The organism is Streptomyces sp. SAJ15 (genome assembly GCF_007595705.1).
GTDB lineage: Bacteria > Actinomycetota > Actinomycetes > Streptomycetales > Streptomycetaceae > Streptomyces.
Window position 1 is genome coordinate 222985 of the sequence record NZ_NISY01000002.1, and the last position, 15521, is coordinate 238505.

The 15521-nt window shown below is 74.3% G+C and carries 11 protein-coding genes; 7 read left to right on the forward strand and 4 right to left on the reverse strand.

The annotated features are described in order from the left end of the window. The first annotated feature begins 267 nt into the window (after positions 1-267). From CD790_RS06435 to argF, 5 genes are all read left to right on the forward strand, one after another. Entirely contained in the window at positions 268-1320 is a 1053-nt protein-coding gene (locus CD790_RS06435; RefSeq protein ID WP_144382071.1) for a hypothetical protein, read from the forward strand. Continuing rightward, the gene (locus tag CD790_RS06440) at positions 1317-2402 is read left to right on the forward strand and encodes a hypothetical protein (protein ID WP_144382072.1); all 1086 of its coding nucleotides are present in this window, start codon (positions 1317-1319) and stop codon (positions 2400-2402) included. The genes CD790_RS06435 and CD790_RS06440 overlap by 4 nt, the downstream gene beginning before the upstream one ends. Continuing rightward, positions 2399-5074: a hypothetical protein gene (locus tag CD790_RS06445; protein ID WP_144382073.1), complete on the forward strand. Its 2676-nt coding sequence runs from the start codon at positions 2399-2401 to the stop codon at positions 5072-5074. The genes CD790_RS06440 and CD790_RS06445 overlap by 4 nt, the downstream gene beginning before the upstream one ends. A 101-nt stretch (positions 5075-5175) precedes the next feature. Further along, positions 5176-6414, forward strand: a complete 1239-nt coding sequence (locus CD790_RS06450) for an arginine deiminase (RefSeq protein ID WP_144382074.1) — start codon at positions 5176-5178, stop codon at positions 6412-6414. Positions 6415-6583: 169 nt separating this feature from the next. Beyond that, the gene (gene argF, locus CD790_RS06455; RefSeq protein ID WP_144382075.1) at positions 6584-7582 is read left to right on the forward strand and encodes an ornithine carbamoyltransferase; all 999 of its coding nucleotides are present in this window, start codon (positions 6584-6586) and stop codon (positions 7580-7582) included. A 44-nt stretch (positions 7583-7626) separates the two neighbouring features. On the opposite strand, the gene CD790_RS35595 is transcribed toward argF, so the two are convergent. After that, positions 7627-8085 (reverse strand): ATP-binding protein, encoded by a 459-nt coding sequence (locus CD790_RS35595; RefSeq protein WP_399217036.1) that lies wholly within the window; start codon positions 8083-8085, stop codon positions 7627-7629. A gap of 253 nt (positions 8086-8338) precedes the next feature. On the opposite strand from CD790_RS35595, the gene CD790_RS06465 reads away from it, so the two are divergent. Then, positions 8339-9166 (forward strand): enoyl-CoA hydratase family protein, encoded by an 828-nt coding sequence (locus CD790_RS06465; RefSeq protein ID WP_144382077.1) that lies wholly within the window; start codon positions 8339-8341, stop codon positions 9164-9166. After that, complete coding sequence (locus tag CD790_RS06470) at positions 9151-11532, forward strand: bifunctional salicylyl-CoA 5-hydroxylase/oxidoreductase (RefSeq protein ID WP_144382078.1); 2382 nt, start codon at positions 9151-9153, stop codon at positions 11530-11532. Before CD790_RS06465 ends, CD790_RS06470 begins: the two co-directional genes overlap by 16 nt. A gap of 125 nt (positions 11533-11657) precedes the next feature. On the opposite strand, the gene tuf is transcribed toward CD790_RS06470, so the two are convergent. From tuf to CD790_RS06485, 3 genes are all read right to left on the reverse strand, one after another. Continuing rightward, positions 11658-12851 (reverse strand): elongation factor Tu, encoded by a 1194-nt coding sequence (gene tuf, locus CD790_RS06475; protein WP_144382079.1) that lies wholly within the window; start codon positions 12849-12851, stop codon positions 11658-11660. Positions 12852-13001: 150 nt separating this feature from the next. Further along, on the reverse strand, positions 13002-13829 hold the full coding sequence (locus CD790_RS06480; RefSeq protein ID WP_144382080.1) for a PaaX family transcriptional regulator C-terminal domain-containing protein: 828 nt from the start codon (positions 13827-13829) through the stop codon (positions 13002-13004). Next, positions 13822-15453 carry an AMP-binding protein gene (locus CD790_RS06485; protein WP_144382081.1) on the reverse strand — a complete coding sequence of 544 codons (1632 nt, stop codon included), beginning with the start codon at positions 15451-15453 and terminating at the stop codon, positions 13822-13824. The genes CD790_RS06480 and CD790_RS06485 overlap by 8 nt, the downstream gene beginning before the upstream one ends. Positions 15454-15521 lie beyond the last annotated feature (68 nt).

Sequence of the window (15521 nt, forward strand, 5' to 3'; positions counted from 1 at the left end):
GTCGCCTTTCGGGCGCGGCGTCGGTCGGGGTCGGGCTCCGTGTCGGCGGGTGCGGTCTGGGCCGGGCGGGTCGCTCTGGGCGGGGGCGCCGCGGGCGTACCGCCGGGTGGCGGCCCGCCGGGGAGTGGGGCCGTGGAGCGTACGGAGGCCCGCGCGCGGCGGGTGTCAGGAAAGGCCGGCGAGTCAGTGGAACAGGCGGGTGTGAGTGTGGGGGCGTCGGCGGACGAGAGTGTCTCCCGAGACGGTTCCTCGGGCGGTGGTGACGGCGTGGCGCGCCCGGGAGACGGGCGGGAACCGGAGGAGTTGGTGTTCTGCACCGACGAGGGGACGGCGGTCCGGATGGCCGCCTGGCCGCGAGGCGAGGAGCCCGCGCCGGGACGGGAGCCGCTGCGCGGCCGGCGGCTGACGCTCGGTACCGGGTGGGACGTGGTGCAGTACCGGCTGTCGGCCTCCGCACGCACCGACCACCGGGCGCGGGACCGGCTGGAGGCGGAGATCGCGGTCGGCCTCGCGGTGCGGCGCGCCTATGGCGACGCCCCGTACCGGCGGCTGTTCGCCCGGCTGGAGGGCTACCACCTGGACGTGGCCGAGCCGTTCGTCTTCTATCGCCACCACGGCGCGCGCCGTGGCACCCCGCTGGCCACGCTCTGCGGCCGGCTTCCGGTCCGCGCGCACCAGCAGATCGCCCGCGAACTGGTGCTCGCGGTGCGGCTGCTGGCCGCCCTCGGCGTGGTCCACCGCGGTCTGACCCCGCATGCCGTGCTGTGGGACGGCCACCATGTGCGGCTGCCCGAGCCGTACGCGGCGACGCGCACCGGACGCCCGCGCGAGGGGCTGCCCCAGACGGCGCCCTGGGTCTGCCCGGAGCAGCGGGCGGGGCGCGGCGAGGCGGAGCCGCGCGACGACGTGTGGAGCGTGGCGCAGGTCATGTACCACCTGTTGACCGGGGCGTCGGGGGACCCGGACGGCCCGCCGCGCGATCTGGCCCGGCTGCCCGCGCTGGAGGTGCTGGCCGACGCCTTCGCGCCGCGCGCGGTCGACCGGCCGCACCCCGAGGACCTGCTGCGGTCGTTGGGCCAGCGGGACCCGCTGCGGGACCGTCCGCTGCCGCCCGATCCGCTGGACGCCGGCCGGCAGATGTTCGACGCCGAACTCGCCCGCAAGCGGGCGGAGCTGGGAATCCACGGCGCGGGGAGCGGCATCGGCACCGGCGTCGAGGACCTGTCGGCGCCGCCGCCGCGCGGCCCGCGCCGCTGGTTCGGCGGCGCCTCGCGCCCGGGGCGCGAGGCGCGTCCGGGCCGGACGGGGGGCGAGCGATGAGCACCCCGACGCCGGCCATCGTGTGCCCGTACTGCCTGGACCCGATCGCCTTCGACCCGGAACAGCTCTACGCCCGCAACGAGTTCGAGCAGTACACCCGGGTCGACCTGTCCGCCGAGTGGCACCCGGTGCGCCGCCAGGACGCGCTGCGCGCCACCTTCCAGCGGTGCACCGGCTCGCCCGACATGGACGAGCACTATCTGCCCACGCCCTATCTGACCCACGGCGACCCGCTGACCATCGCCATGGTCGGCGGCTCGGCGGCGGGCAAGACCCATCTGCTCGCGTCGATGATCGGCGAGGTGGAGCGCGGCGGCCTGGAGCCGTACGGGCTCTCCTGCACCCCGCTGCACGCCGACAGCCACCGCGCCTTCCTCAAGGACCGGGTCCGTCCGCTGCGTGAGGGATCCGTGCTGGCGCACACCGAGGACGTCGACTTCGCCGAGTTCGCCGACGGGCTGCTGATCAGCGGCGGCGGGGTGACCCGGCCGGTGATGTTCTTCGACCTGTCGGGGGAGGACCTGGAGCGCACCGACCGGGTCACCCGGTTCCTGGCCGCCGTCCACGCCCTGGTCTTCGTCGTCGACCCGCTGCGCGCGCTGCCGCTGCGGTACCTCGATCCGGTGCGCTCGCGCACCGACATGCGCCAGGACGACCTGGGCGACCAGGCGTTCGCCGCCGTGCTCGACCGGATGCCGCGGCGCGGCTCGTATATCGACGCCGCCGCCACGGTCGTCATCGGCAAGAGCGACCTGATCCGCTTCGAGGAGCCGGTGGCGCGCTGGCTCGGCGCCCCGGAGCTCCCGGCCGCCCTCACCGCCGCCGCGCTGCGCGCCGAGAGTCGCGACGCCTACGCCTTCCTGCGCCACCACGGCGGTCCGGGCTGGCTGCGGCCGTTCCACGACAGCGCGCGCTGCACCCTGCACTTCGCCTCCGCCACCGGCGGCCAGGACGCGGCGGGCGGCTTCCCCCAGGGGGTGCGGCCCCGGCGCGTGCTGACGCCGCTGCTGTCGCTCTTCGCGATGTGCGGGCTGCTGCGCTCCACGGTGTCCTGGCGGGAACGCGCGGAGGTGGGGCTGTGACCACACCGACCTCGGCATCGACGGCGGGGGACGACGCCGTGGTGCACCAGATCGTCTTCCGCTGGGACGCCCGCGGGCGCGCCGGAGCCGCCGGCATCGGCCCGGTCGCCTGGTCCGCCGGCGGCGGGACGGCGCTGGAGCCCGCGTTGGAGTCGATCCACCGCTACCTGGCCCCGGTGCTGCGGGTCCCCGGCGCGTCCGGCGCCTCCGCGCGGGAGAGCATCGTCCGGCTGGAGCCGCCCCGTGAGGTGGACCCCGGCCTGCCCGCGCTGCTGATGCGTCGGGTGCCCGCGCCGGACCGCGGTGGCCGGCCCAGCACCTACTGCCACGTCCTGCACGGCGACCGGAGGCTGCTCTCCGCGCCCACCTGCCTGCTGCTGCACCGCTGGAACTGGACCGGCAGCGACATCCCGCTGCGGGAGGTGACGGGCGCCGTGCTGGACCCGCTGCCGGCGCGCCGGCTGTCGGCGGCCCGGGCCGGGATGGAACGCGAACTCGGCAGGGATGTGGCGCGGTTCGCCGACGCGCTCACCGCGCTGGTCGCCGCCGCGCTGCGCGACCCCGACCACCGGATGTCCGTGCTCGACCACAGCGAGGGCCGGGCGCCGGTGCCACTGCTGTGGGGCATGGGCAGCATGTTGGGCAAGGTGCTGCCGGGGCCCTGGACCTTCGCCACCCATGACACCCGGGACGCCGGCCAGCTCCGCTTCGTCTTCGTGCCCCAGTGGCCGAAGTCGGCCACGCAGGACCCACGGCTGACCCGGATCGACCCGCGCCAGGGGGCGCGCGACGACCGGGCGTACGCGACGGCGCGCAACCTGGTCGAGCATTTTCTGGCCGCTCTCCACGATCCCGCCGAAGTGAGGCGTATCAGCGACGAACTGGGGCAGGCGGTACCGCGTTGCGAGCGGCTGCCACTGCCCGCACGGCTGATGCGACTCGACGAACGGCTGGAGCAGCTACGGCGCGAGGCCGCCCTCCGCGCCGCCCGGCACCCCGATCCGGCGGACGGCGACGGCCCCGGAGCGGAGCGCCGGGCGGCGCACGGCGAGGACGGTCGGGCCCGGGACGGGGTCCGCCCGGCGCGCCGGGTGCGGCTCGACCGCGCGGAGCGGGGGTCCGACCGGTCCGCACGGGCCGACCACGTCGCGCCGCGGAAGCCGTCTGGGCGGAGCGAGCGCACCGCGCGCACGGTGCGACCCGACGGGTCCGTGCGGCCTGAGGGGACCGGGCGACCCGATGGGTCCCTGCGACCTGACGGTTCCGTGCGACCTGACGGTTCCGTGCGGCCTGTCGGGTCGGTGCGACCCGACGGCGGGCGGGCCGGGCCGGAAGGGCCCGGGTCGCCGCACCGGGAGCCCGAGCGACGCGAGCCCGGCGGGCCAGGTGAACGACGCGAACCATCCGAACCATCCGAACCGTGCGAACGACCCGAGCAGAAGGAGTGGACCATGGCGCATGACACGCACCCACCCGGCTACCCGGCCCCGGCACCGTTCGCCACGACCGGCTTCGACGATCCGCCGCTGCGCACCGGCACCCGACCGCACCCCCACCCCACGACGGACGACCTGATCGAGGCGCTGCGTCGACACCAGACCGACGCCGTCGTCGCCCGGCTGCCGGAGATCGACGATGGGGCGCTGCTCAGCGTGCTGGCGGCCGGGGTGCCCGCGACGGCGGCCACCCGCGTCGTCACCGAGCTCGTCCGCCGTGCCCCGCACCGCGATCCGGAGCTGGCCGACGCGGTGTGCGAACAGGTGCTGCGCGCCGACCTCTACCTGGACTGCCACCCGCCGGGCGACGCGGAGGCGCGCACCGACCCCGGCGGCGGCGTCCGGGTGCGCAACGCGGTCGAGCTGTACGCCGGCCTGGTGCGCCCGCACACGGGGCGGGAGCGGACCCAGGGGCTGATCACCGAGCTGCTGCCCCGACTGTGGAACGACCCCGGAGGCGCGGGCCGCGAGGTGGTGTCCCGCATCGTCGGGCGCCACGAGCCGGCGGGCTTCGGCGAGAGCGGCTGGGCGGCGCTGTTCCACCAGGCGCTGGGGGCGGCGCCCGGTCCGGAGACGACGCCGCGGCCCGCCCCGGCCGATCCGCCCCGACGGTTCTACCGCCGGTTCCTGCCGAACCGCGCGGACCGCGGCGACGTGCGGCGGAGCCGGGACGACCGGCAGGGGAGCCGCCTCGGCCGGCAGCGCGGTGACGGCGACCGACCACGCGGCGGCGACCGACCACGCGGCGACGAGTGTGCGATCCGGGGCCACGACGGCCCGGGCGGGTATCACGACGGTTCCCTCGGGAATCAGGACGGCCCGGGCGGGTACGACGGCCCGGTCGGGAACCACGACGGTTCCCTCGGGAACCACCACGGCCCGGTCGGGTACCACGGGAACCACGACGGTCCGCCCCGGAGCCGGGACGCCGACTCCCGACGCGAGGACGAGCGCGCCCACGACCGGTCGCCGACCCCGACCCCGTCCCGGCACCACCCGTACCCCGGGGCACAGCGCGGGCATCAGCCGCCGCCCCCGCCACCCCCCGGCTGGTCCGCCGGGACCGTGCACGGCGGCGCGGCCACGGGCCCGCGACAGGGCCAGCTCTTCGTCTCCACCCTGCTCGGTGTCATCGTCGTGGCGTTGGTGCTCATCATCGTCTTCGCGCTGGCCTGACCCGGCCGTGCGGCACCGGCGGAACCGGCCGCACGACACCGGACACCCCCGCTTCGCGCGACACCGTCCGTTCGGCACCCCCGAAGAGCCAAGATAGGCGCATGGGATTCCATGTCGACTCCGAGGCCGGGCGGCTGCGCCGCGTCATCCTGCACCGCCCCGACCTGGAGCTCAAGCGGCTCACCCCCTCCAACAAGGACACGCTGCTCTTCGACGACGTGCTGTGGGTCCGACGCGCCCGCCAGGAGCACGACGGCTTCGCGGACGTGCTTCGCGACCGCGGCGTGGAGGTGCACCTCTTCGGCGACCTGCTGGCGCAGAGCCTGACGGTGCCGGCCGCCCGGACGCTGGTGCTGGACCGCGTCTTCGACGAGAAGGAGTACGGCCCGCTGGCCACCGACCACCTGCGCGCCGCCTTCGCCGAGCTGAGTGCCGCGGAGCTGACGCAGGCGCTGGTCGGCGGCATGACCAAGCGGGAGTTCCTGGAGCGCCACCCCGAGCCCGTGTCGGTGCGCTTCCACGCGATGGACCCGGACGACTTCCTGCTCAACCCGCTGCCGAACCACCTCTTCACCCGCGACGCCTCCGCCTGGGTCTACGACGGGGTGTGCATCAACGCGATGCGCTGGCCGGCCCGGTGGCACGAGACGGTGCACTACGAGGCGGTCTACCGGCACCACCCGCTCTTCGCCACGCAGTACTCCACCGGCGGCTTCCACGTCTGGTCGGAGGGGCAGGCCGCCTACCCCTCGACCATAGAAGGCGGCGACGTGCTGGTCATCGGCAACGGCGCGGTCCTGATCGGGATGAGCGAGCGGACCACCCCGCAGGCGGTGGAGATGCTCGCGCGCGGCCTGTTCGCGGCCGGCTCCGCCCGCACCATCGTGGCCCTGGACATGCCCAAGCGGCGCGCCTTCATGCACCTGGACACGGTCATGACGATGGTCGACGGGGACACCTTCACCCAGTACGCGGGGTTGGGCATGCTGCGCTCGTACACCATCGAGCCGGGTGCCGAGGAGACCGAGCTCAAGGTCACCGACCATCCGCCGGAGCACATGCACCGGGCCATAGCGGCCGCGCTCGGCCTCAGCGACATCCGGGTGCTCACCGCCACCCAGGACGTCCACTCGGCCGAGCGCGAGCAGTGGGACGACGGCTGCAACGTGCTCGCCGTCGAGCCCGGCGTGGTCGTCGCCTACGAGCGGAACGCCACCACCAACACCCACCTGCGCAAGCGCGGCATCGAGGTGATCACCATCCCGGGCAGTGAGCTGGGGCGCGGTCGGGGCGGGCCACGCTGCATGAGCTGCCCCGTCGAGCGGGATCCCGTCGGCTAGCGCGGCGTACCGTGCAGGGGCCGCCTGTGGCGCCGCACCTGCCGTCCGATGACGCTTCGGCGAGGGTGCCGTCATAGGTATGCGACACCTCGTATAGACTTCCACGGGTCCTTGGCCGTGTCCGGCCGCGGACGCCGCGAACGACGCCGCTGTGACCTAGGAGCCCGCCATGGCGAATGACCTGACCGGCCGCCACTTCCTCAAGGAGCTGGACTTCACCGCCGAGGAGTTCCGCAACCTGATCGACCTGGCCGCCGAGCTGAAGGCCGCCAAGCGCGCGGGCGAGGAGGTGCAACGGCTGCGCGGTAAGAACATCGCGCTGATCTTCGAGAAGACCTCCACCCGCACCCGCTGCGCCTTCGAGATCGCCGCCGCCGATCAGGGCGCGGCCACCACCTACCTCGATCCGGCCGGCTCGCAGATCGGGCACAAGGAGTCGGTGAAGGACACCGCGCGGGTGCTCGGCCGGATGTTCGACGGCATCGAGTACCGCGGCCACGGCCAGGGCGTCATCGAGGAGCTGGCCGCCTACGCGGGCGTCCCCGTCTACAACGGCCTCACCGACGAGTGGCACCCCACCCAGATGCTCGCGGACGTGCTCACCATGACCGAGCACTGCGAGAAGCCGCTGCCCGAGATCGCCTACGCCTACCTCGGTGACGCCCGCTACAACATGGGCAACTCCTACCTGGTCACCGGCGCGCTGCTCGGCATGGACGTGCGCATCGTGGCCCCGCGGCTGCTCTGGCCCGACGAGACGATCGTGGCCGTGGCGCAGGAGCTGGCCGCGGCCTCCGGCGCCCGGATCACGCTCACCGAGGACGTCGCCGAAGGCGTGCGCGGCGTGGACTTCATCGCCACCGACGTGTGGGTGTCGATGGGCGAGCCGAAGGAGGTCTGGGACGAGCGGATAGCGCTGCTCGGCCCGTACGCGGTGACCATGGACGTGCTGCGCGCCAGCGGCAACGACCAGGTCCGGTTCCTGCACTGCCTGCCCGCCTTCCACGACCTGGGCACCGATGTCGGCCGGGAGATCTACGAGCGGCACGGGCTGACCGAGCTGGAGGTGACCGACGAGGTCTTCGAGTCGAAGCACTCGGTGGTCTTCGACGAGGCGGAGAACCGCATGCACACGATCAAGGCGGTTCTCGTCGCCACGCTCTCCTAGGTACGCGACCGCGCGGTCGTGGGCTCGGCCGCGCGGTCTTCGACTCACTCCTCGGACGGCGGCAGGACGAACCAGACCGCCTTTCCGTGCGGGGTGGGGCGGTAGCCGGAGTCCATGCTCAGCGTGCGGATGAGCAGCAGGCCGCGGCCGCGCTCGTCCAGGGGATGCGGTTCGGGGTGCGGCTCCGGCTGCCCGAGCCTGCCGGGCGGGGCGGGGTCGCGGTCGTGCACCTCGACCTGGAAGCCGTCCGGCATCAGCTCCACCGCCAGCTCGATCGGCTCGTCGCCCGTGGTGTGCTCGACCGCGTTCGCCACCAGCTCGCAGGTGAGCAGCTCCGCCGTGTCGTAGTCGGTGCGTACTCCCAGGTCCGCCAGCACGCTGCGGATCATCGCCCGGGCCATCGGCACCGCCTCCGCGGAGTGGGGGAGCGCGATGCGCCAGACGGCGCCGGCGGCGGCGGGCGAATCGGCTTCGGGGCGCGGGGCGGAGTCGGGGTCGGGCAAGGTCTCGTCCAGGTGCGTGTCGGTCCCCCTTCTCCCACAGTACGGAGGTTGCGCACGGGGTGGCAGGGGCGGGAGTGCCGTGCTGCGGGAACGTATGCCGTTCCTTTGCCACTTCGAGGGCCGCAAAGCTATCGCGCACTCCTGACGACAGTCACGCTTCGGTGATAACTTCACGGGGCCAGGACCCGCCACCGCAACCAGCCGGCCGCCGCCCCGCCCGGGCCGACGCCCGGCGGCAGGGAGGCCGCGCGTCATGAGTCCCTTCACCGGATCGGCGTCCCGGACGGAGCGCTGGCGGCATCTGCGGGTCTCCCATGAGGCCGGGGTCGCCACCGTCACCCTCGACCGCCCCGCCAGGCTCAACGCGCTCACCTTCGGCGCCTACGCCGATCTGCGCGACCTGGTCGCCGAACTGGCCCGGGAGCGCTCCGTGCGCGCCCTGGTCCTCGGCGGCGCCGGCCGTGGCTTCTGCTCCGGCGGCGATGTCGAGGAGATCATCGGCGCAACCCTGGCCCTGGACGCCGGGGCGCTGCTGGACTTCAACCGGATGACCGGGCAGGTGGTCCGCGCGCTGCGGGAGTGCCCCTTCCCGGTGATCGCGGCGGTGCACGGGGTGGCCGCAGGTGCCGGCGCGGTGCTCGCCCTGGCCGCCGACTTCCGGGTGGCCGACCCCACCGCCCGCTTCGCCTTCCTCTTCACCTCCGTCGGCCTCTCCGGCGGCGACATGGGCGCCGCCTACCTGCTGCCGCGGGTGGTCGGGCTCGGCCACGCCACCCGGCTGCTGATACTCGGCGAACCGGTCCCCGCCGCCGAGGCCGAGCGCATCGGACTGATCAGCCGGCTGACGGCCGAGGGTGAGGCCGACCGCGAGGCCGCCGCCCTGGCCGCCCGGCTCGCCGCCGGCCCCACGCTCGCCTACGCCCAGACCAAGGCGCTGCTGACCGCCGAGCTCGACATGCCGCTGGCAGCGGCGGTCGAGCTCGACGCCGCCACCCAGGCCCTGCTCATGAACAGCGAGGACTACGCGGAGTTCCACGCCGCCTTCACCGCGAAGCGGGCCCCCGTATGGCGGGGCAGGTAGCGATGGGCATCCCCGTCGCGCCGTCCCCGAACCTCCCGGCCGCCCCGCCCCCCGCCGCGCCCGTGGCCGGGCGGGTCGCCGTCATCGGCGGCGGACCCGGTGGGTTGTACGCGGCGGCGCTGCTCAAGCGGCTCGACCCGCGCCGCGAGATCACCGTCTGGGAGCGGAACGCGCCGGGGGACACCTTCGGCTTCGGGGTGGTGCTCTCCGACGAGACGTTGGGCGGCATCGAGCACGCGGACCCGGTGGTCTACCGCGAGCTGTGCCGGGAGTTCGTCCGCTGGGACGCCATCGACGTGGTGCACCGGGGGCGCACGCTCCGCTCGGGCGGCCACGGCTTCGCCGCGCTGGGCCGGCGCCGGCTGCTGGCCGTGCTGCACCGGCGCTGTCGCTCGCTCGGCGTCCGGCTGCGCTTCGGCTCCCCGGCCCCGCCGGCGGCCGAGCTCGCCGCCGCCCACGACCTGGTGATCGCCGCCGACGGGGTGCACAGCGCCACCCGCGACGCCCACGCCGGCGCCTTCCGCCCCCGGCTGACCGGCCATCGCTGCCGCTACATCTGGCTGGCCGTCGACGCCGCCTTCGACGCCTTCCGCTTCGAGATCGCCGAGACCGCCCACGGCGTGGTGCAGCTGCACGGCTATCCGTACGCCCGCCCGTCGCCCGGCCGCGGGGCCAGCACCGTCATCGTCGAGATGCGCGAGGAGGTGTGGCGTCGCGCCGGGCTGGACCGGTGCACCGACGCCGAGTCCGTCGAGCGGTGCGCGGCGCTGTTCGCCCACACCCTGGCGGGCCGTCCGCTGCGCTCCAACCGCTCGCGGTGGACCGCCTTCCGCACCGTCGGCAACGAGCGCTGGTCGCACGGGAACACCGTGCTGCTGGGGGACGCCGCGCACACCGCGCACTTCTCCATCGGGTCGGGCACCAAGCTGGCCATGGAGGACGCGCTGGCGCTCGCCGCCGCCTTGAGCGAGCGGCCGACGGTCGAGGAGGCGCTGGCGGCGTACGAGGCGGAGCGGCGGCCGGTGGTGGAGTCCGTCCAGCGGGCGGCCCGGGCCAGTCTGGAGTGGTTCGAGGAACTGCCCCACTACCTCGACCAGCCGCCCCGCCAGTTCGCCTTCAACCTGCTCACCCGCAGCCGCCGGGTCACCCACGACAACCTGCGGCTGCGGGACGCAGGCTTCGTCGCGGCGGTCGAGCGGGAGGCGCGCGTGCCCCGGGGCACCCCGCCGATGTTCACCCCCTTCCGGCTGCGCGGTCTCGAGCTGCGCAACCGGGTGGTGGTCTCCCCGATGGACATGTACTCCGCCGTCGACGGCACGCCCGGCGAGTTCCACCTGGTCCACCTCGGCGCCCGAGCGCTGGGCGGCGCGGGCCTGGTGATGACGGAGATGGTCTGCGTGAGCCCCGAGGGCCGCATCACCCCGGGCTGTACGGGGCTGTACGCTCCCGAGCACGAGGCCGCCTGGCGCCGCGTCACCGACTTCGTGCACGCGTGCTCCCCGGGGGCGGCGATCGGGGTGCAGCTCGGCCACAGCGGCCGCAAGGGCTCCACCCGGCTGATGTGGGAGGGGATCGACGAGCCGCTGCCGGCGGGGAACTGGCCCCTGGTGGCCCCGTCCGCGCTGCCCTACCGGCCCGGCCGGAGCCAGATGCCGCGCGCCCTGGACGCCGCCGGGCTCGCGACGATCCGCGGGCAGTTCACCCGGGCGGCCCGGCGCGCCGCCCGCGCCGGGTTCGACCTGCTGGAGCTGCACTGCGCCCATGGATACCTGCTGTCCGGCTTCCTGTCCCCGCTGACCAACCGGCGCACCGACGGCTACGGCGGCAGCCCCGCCGCCCGACTGCGCTATCCGCTGGAGGTCTTCGACGCGGTGCGCGCGGTGTGGCCGCCCGACCGCCCGATGACGGTCCGCATCTCGGCGACCGACTGGGCGCCGGGCGGGGTGACCGTCGAGGACGCGGTCGGCATCGCGGCCGCGTTCGCCGCCCACGGCGCCGACGCCGTCGACGTCTCCACCGGGCAGGTGGTGGCCGACGAGCGCCCCCGCTTCGGCCGTTCCTACCAGACCCCCTACGCCGACCGGATCCGCAACGAGCTGGGCGTGCCGGTGATCGCGGTCGGCGCCATCTCCTCCTGGGACGACGTCAACTCCCTCGTCCTGGCCGGACGGACCGACCTGTGCGCCCTCGGCCGGCCGCACCTGTACGACCCGCACTGGACCCTGCACGCCGCGGCCGAGCAGGGGTACGAGGGGCCCGGAGCGCCCTGGCCGGTGCAGTACCGGGCGGGCAGTCGCAAGCCGCCCGGGGGGCGTACGGACGCGCCCAGGCCGCGCCTCGCGCTGGATGCGCGCCCCGGCCGCTAGGGTGTCGGCGGGGAGCGGGGCACGTCCCCGGTGGCGGCTCCAGGGTCCTCTGGCCGTCGCCCGGGTCCTCGCCCCGCCCCCTGCCGGTCTCCCCGCCGCCGTGCGCCGCCGCAGCAGACGGCGGGCTACTTGACGATCTTCGTGACCTGGCCGGCGCCCACCGTGCGGCCGCCCTCGCGGATGGCGAACTTCAGGCCCTCCTCCATGGCGATCGGCTGGATCAGCTCCACCATCATGGTGGTGTTGTCGCCCGGCATCACCATCTCGGTGCCCTCCGGCAGGTGCGCCACGCCCGTGACGTCCGTGGTCCGGAAGTAGAACTGCGGGCGGTAGCCGGTGAAGAAGGGGGTGTGCCGGCCGCCCTCGTCCTTGGACAGGATGTACGCCTGGCCCTCGAACTCGGTGTGCGGGGTGATCGACCCCGGCTTGACCACCACCTGGCCGCGCTCCACGTCCTCACGCTTGATGCCGCGCAGCAGCAGACCCACGTTCTCGCCGGCCCGGCCCTCGTCCAGCAGCTTGCGGAACATCTCGATGCCGGTGACGGTGGTCTTGGTCTTCTCCGGGTGGATGCCGACGATCTCCACCTCCTGGTTCACCTGGAGGATGCCGCGCTCGATCCGGCCGGTGACCACCGTGCCGCGGCCGGTGATGGTGAAGACGTCCTCGACCGGCATCAGGAACGGCTTGTCGACGTCGCGCTCCGGCTCGGGGATGTTCTCGTCGACCGCCTTCATCAGGTCCAGCACGGTCTGACCCCACTCCGCGTCGCCCTCCAGCGCCTTCAGCGCGGAGACCTTGACGACCGGGATGTCGTCGCCGGGGAACTCGTACTGCGTCAGCAGCTCGCGCACCTCCAGCTCGACCAGTTCCAGGATCTCCTCGTCGTCGACCATGTCGGCCTTGTTCAGCGCCACCACGATGTAGGGCACGCCGACCTGGCGGGCCAGCAGCACGTGCTCCTTGGTCTGCGGCATCGGGCCGTCGGTGGCGGCGACCACCAGGATGGCGCCGTCCATCTGTGCCGCGCCGGTGATCATGTTCTTCACGTAGTCGGCGTGGCCCGGGCAGTCGACGTGCGCGTAGTGACGCGACTCGGTCTGGTACTCGACGTGCGCGATGGAGATGGTGATACCGCGCTGTCGCTCCTCCGGGGCCTTGTCGATCTCGTCGAACGGGGTGAACGGGTTGAGGTCCGGGTACGCGTCGTGCAGCACCTTGGTGATCGCCGCGGTCAGCGTGGTCTTGCCGTGGTCGATATGGCCGATGGTGCCGATGTTGACGTGCGGCTTGGTCCGCTCGAACTTCGCCTTGCCCACTGCTTCGTCTCCTGTCCGTCCAGGCAGCGGGGTCGGCGGGCGCCGACCCCCAGTGCTGCGCGGAGTAACCTCCGGGTAACCGTACGTCGTCACGGGTCGCCAGGCGGCGAGGCGTGCCACGCGGGCGGCCGATCGATCGGGTCGCTCGGGTCAGTGCAGATGCGCCTCCGCGTAGCGGGCGCCCGCGTCCCGCAGCCGGGCGTGCAGCGCGGCGAAGACCCGCGCAGCCCTGAGCCCCGGCCAGTCGGCGGGCAGCAGCGCGGACGGCAGCCCGGGGTCCGCGTACGGCAGCCGACGCCAGGAGTCCAGCGCCAGCAGATAGTCGCGGTACGCCTGCTGCGGATCCGCGCTGCGCCGTCGTGACCAGTGGCGCAGCACCGGCTCGTGGACGTCCAGGAAGGAGTGGTGCAGGGCGGCCAGCCGGCCCAGGTCCCACCAGCGGCTCACCGCGTGCGCGGTCGGCTCGAAGCCGGCGTGCGCGCCGCGGAAGAGGTCGACGTAGGAGGAGAGTTGCAGCCGCTCCAGGGTGTGCCGGGTCTCGTCGTAGAGGTGGGCGGGGGCGATCCACACGCCCGGCGCGGCGGTGCCGAAACCGAGCCGGGAGAGCCGGGAGCGGAGCAGATGGCGCTTGTGCCGCTCCTCCTCGGGGACCGAGAAGACGGCCAGCAGCCACCCGCCGCGGGAGCGGGCGGAGGGCCGGCCGTAGATGCGCCGGTCGCCGTCGTCCAGTAACTGGCGGGCGGCGTCCGACAGCCCGTAGGCGGCGGCGCCGGAGGCCGTGCGGTCCGGGAGCAGCAGGCCGCGCCGCTTGAGCCGGGAGACGGCCGAACGCACCGAGGGCGGGTCGACGCCGACCGAGCCCAGCAGCCGGATCAGGGCGGCCACCGGCACGGGACCGGCCGGTCGGCCGGCTGTCCCGCGCCCGTACGCGCCGTAGAAGGTGACGATCAGCGAGCGGGGGGCGTGGTGGTCACTCACGCGGTAACTGTAAAGCGCCGTCGCGGAGTCGGAAGCGCTGCACCTTCCCGGTGGGCGTGCGAGGGAGCGCTTCCACGAAGACGATGTCGCGCGGGCACTTGTAGCCGGCCAGCTCCGATCTGATGAACTCCTTCAGGGCCGCCACGGTGTCATCCCTGCGTGGGACGCCGGGCCGGAGCACCACATGGGCGACCACGATCGCGCCGCGCCGCTCGTCCGGGCGGCCGGTGACGGCGGCCTCCAGCACGTCGGGGTGGCGCAGCAGCGCCTCCTCCACCTCGGGCCCGGCGATGTTGTGCCCGGCCGAGATGATCATGTCGTCGGCGCGGGCGACGAAGCGGAAGTAGCCGTCCTGGTCGCGGACGTAGGTGTCCCCGGTGAGGTTCCAGCCCTCGCGTACGTACGCGCGCTGGCGGGCGTCGGCCAGGTAGCGGCAGCCGGTCGGCCCGCGCACCGCCAGCAGCCCCGGAGTGCCGTCCGGCACCGGCCGGCCCTCGGTGTCCACCACCCGCGCCTGGTAGCCGGGGACCGGGACGCCGGTGGTGCCCGGTCGTATCGCCTCGTCGGCGGCGGAGATGAAGATGTGCAGCAGCTCGGTCGCCCCGATGCCGTTGATGATCCGCAGCCCGGTGGCCGCGTGCCAGGCGTGCCAGGTGGCTGCCGGCAGGTTCTCCCCGGCGGACACGCAGCGGCGCAGGCTGGAGACGTCGTACGAGCCCAGCCGGTCGAGCATCGCGCGGTAGGCGGTGGGCGCGGTGAACAGCACGGAGACGCGGTGGCGCGCGATGTCGTCCAGCAGCCGCGCCGGCCCGTGCCACTCGGTCAGCAGCGCCGAGGCGCCGGCGCGCAGCGGGAAGACCACCAGACCGCCCAGGCCGAAGGTGAACCCCAAGGGCGGACTGCCGGCGAACACATCGTCGGGACGGGGCCGGAGCACCTGTGCCGAGAAGGTGTCGGCGATGGCGAGCACGTCACGGTGGAAGTGGACACAGCCCTTGGGCTTGCCGGTGGTGCCCGAGGTGAAGGCGATCAGCGCCACGTCATCGGCGGAGGTCGCCACCGCCGGGTACCCGGTGGGCTTGGCCGCCGCCAGCCGCAACAGGTCGTCGGCGCGGCGCCCGCCGAACTCGGCGGTGCGCAGCCCCGGCACGGCGGCGCGCGCCAGTTCGTCCGCGCAGCCCGCCGCGCACAGCGCGTGCCGCACTCGCGCCAGCGCGCAGACGGTGGCCAGCTCCGGCGCGCGGTGCGCGGCCAGCACGGTCACCGCTATCGCGCCCGCCTTCATGACGGCCAGCCAGCAGGCGGCCAACCAGGGCGAGCCGGGGCCGCGCAGCAGCACCCGGTTGCCGGGAACCACGCCCAGGTCCTCGGTGAGGACATGGGCGATCCGATCCACGTGCGCCCGCAGTTCTCCGTAGGACCACACCTGACCGGCGGCGTCCCGCAGCGCGGGGCGGTGCGGGCCGAACTCCAAGGCGGTGCGGTCCAGCAGCTCGGACCCGCAGTTGAGCCGGTCGGGGTAGCGGTGGCCCGGGGCGATCGGCAGCAGCCGCGGCCACTCGGCGGCGGGCGGCAGCCGGTCCCGGGCGAAGGTGTCGATGTGCGCGGACGGCATGAGCTCCATCGCTGACGCGCCTCCTCTGCCGGGCCGTTCACCGAGCCGTGCATCTGCCGCGAAGCCGCTCCCTCAGC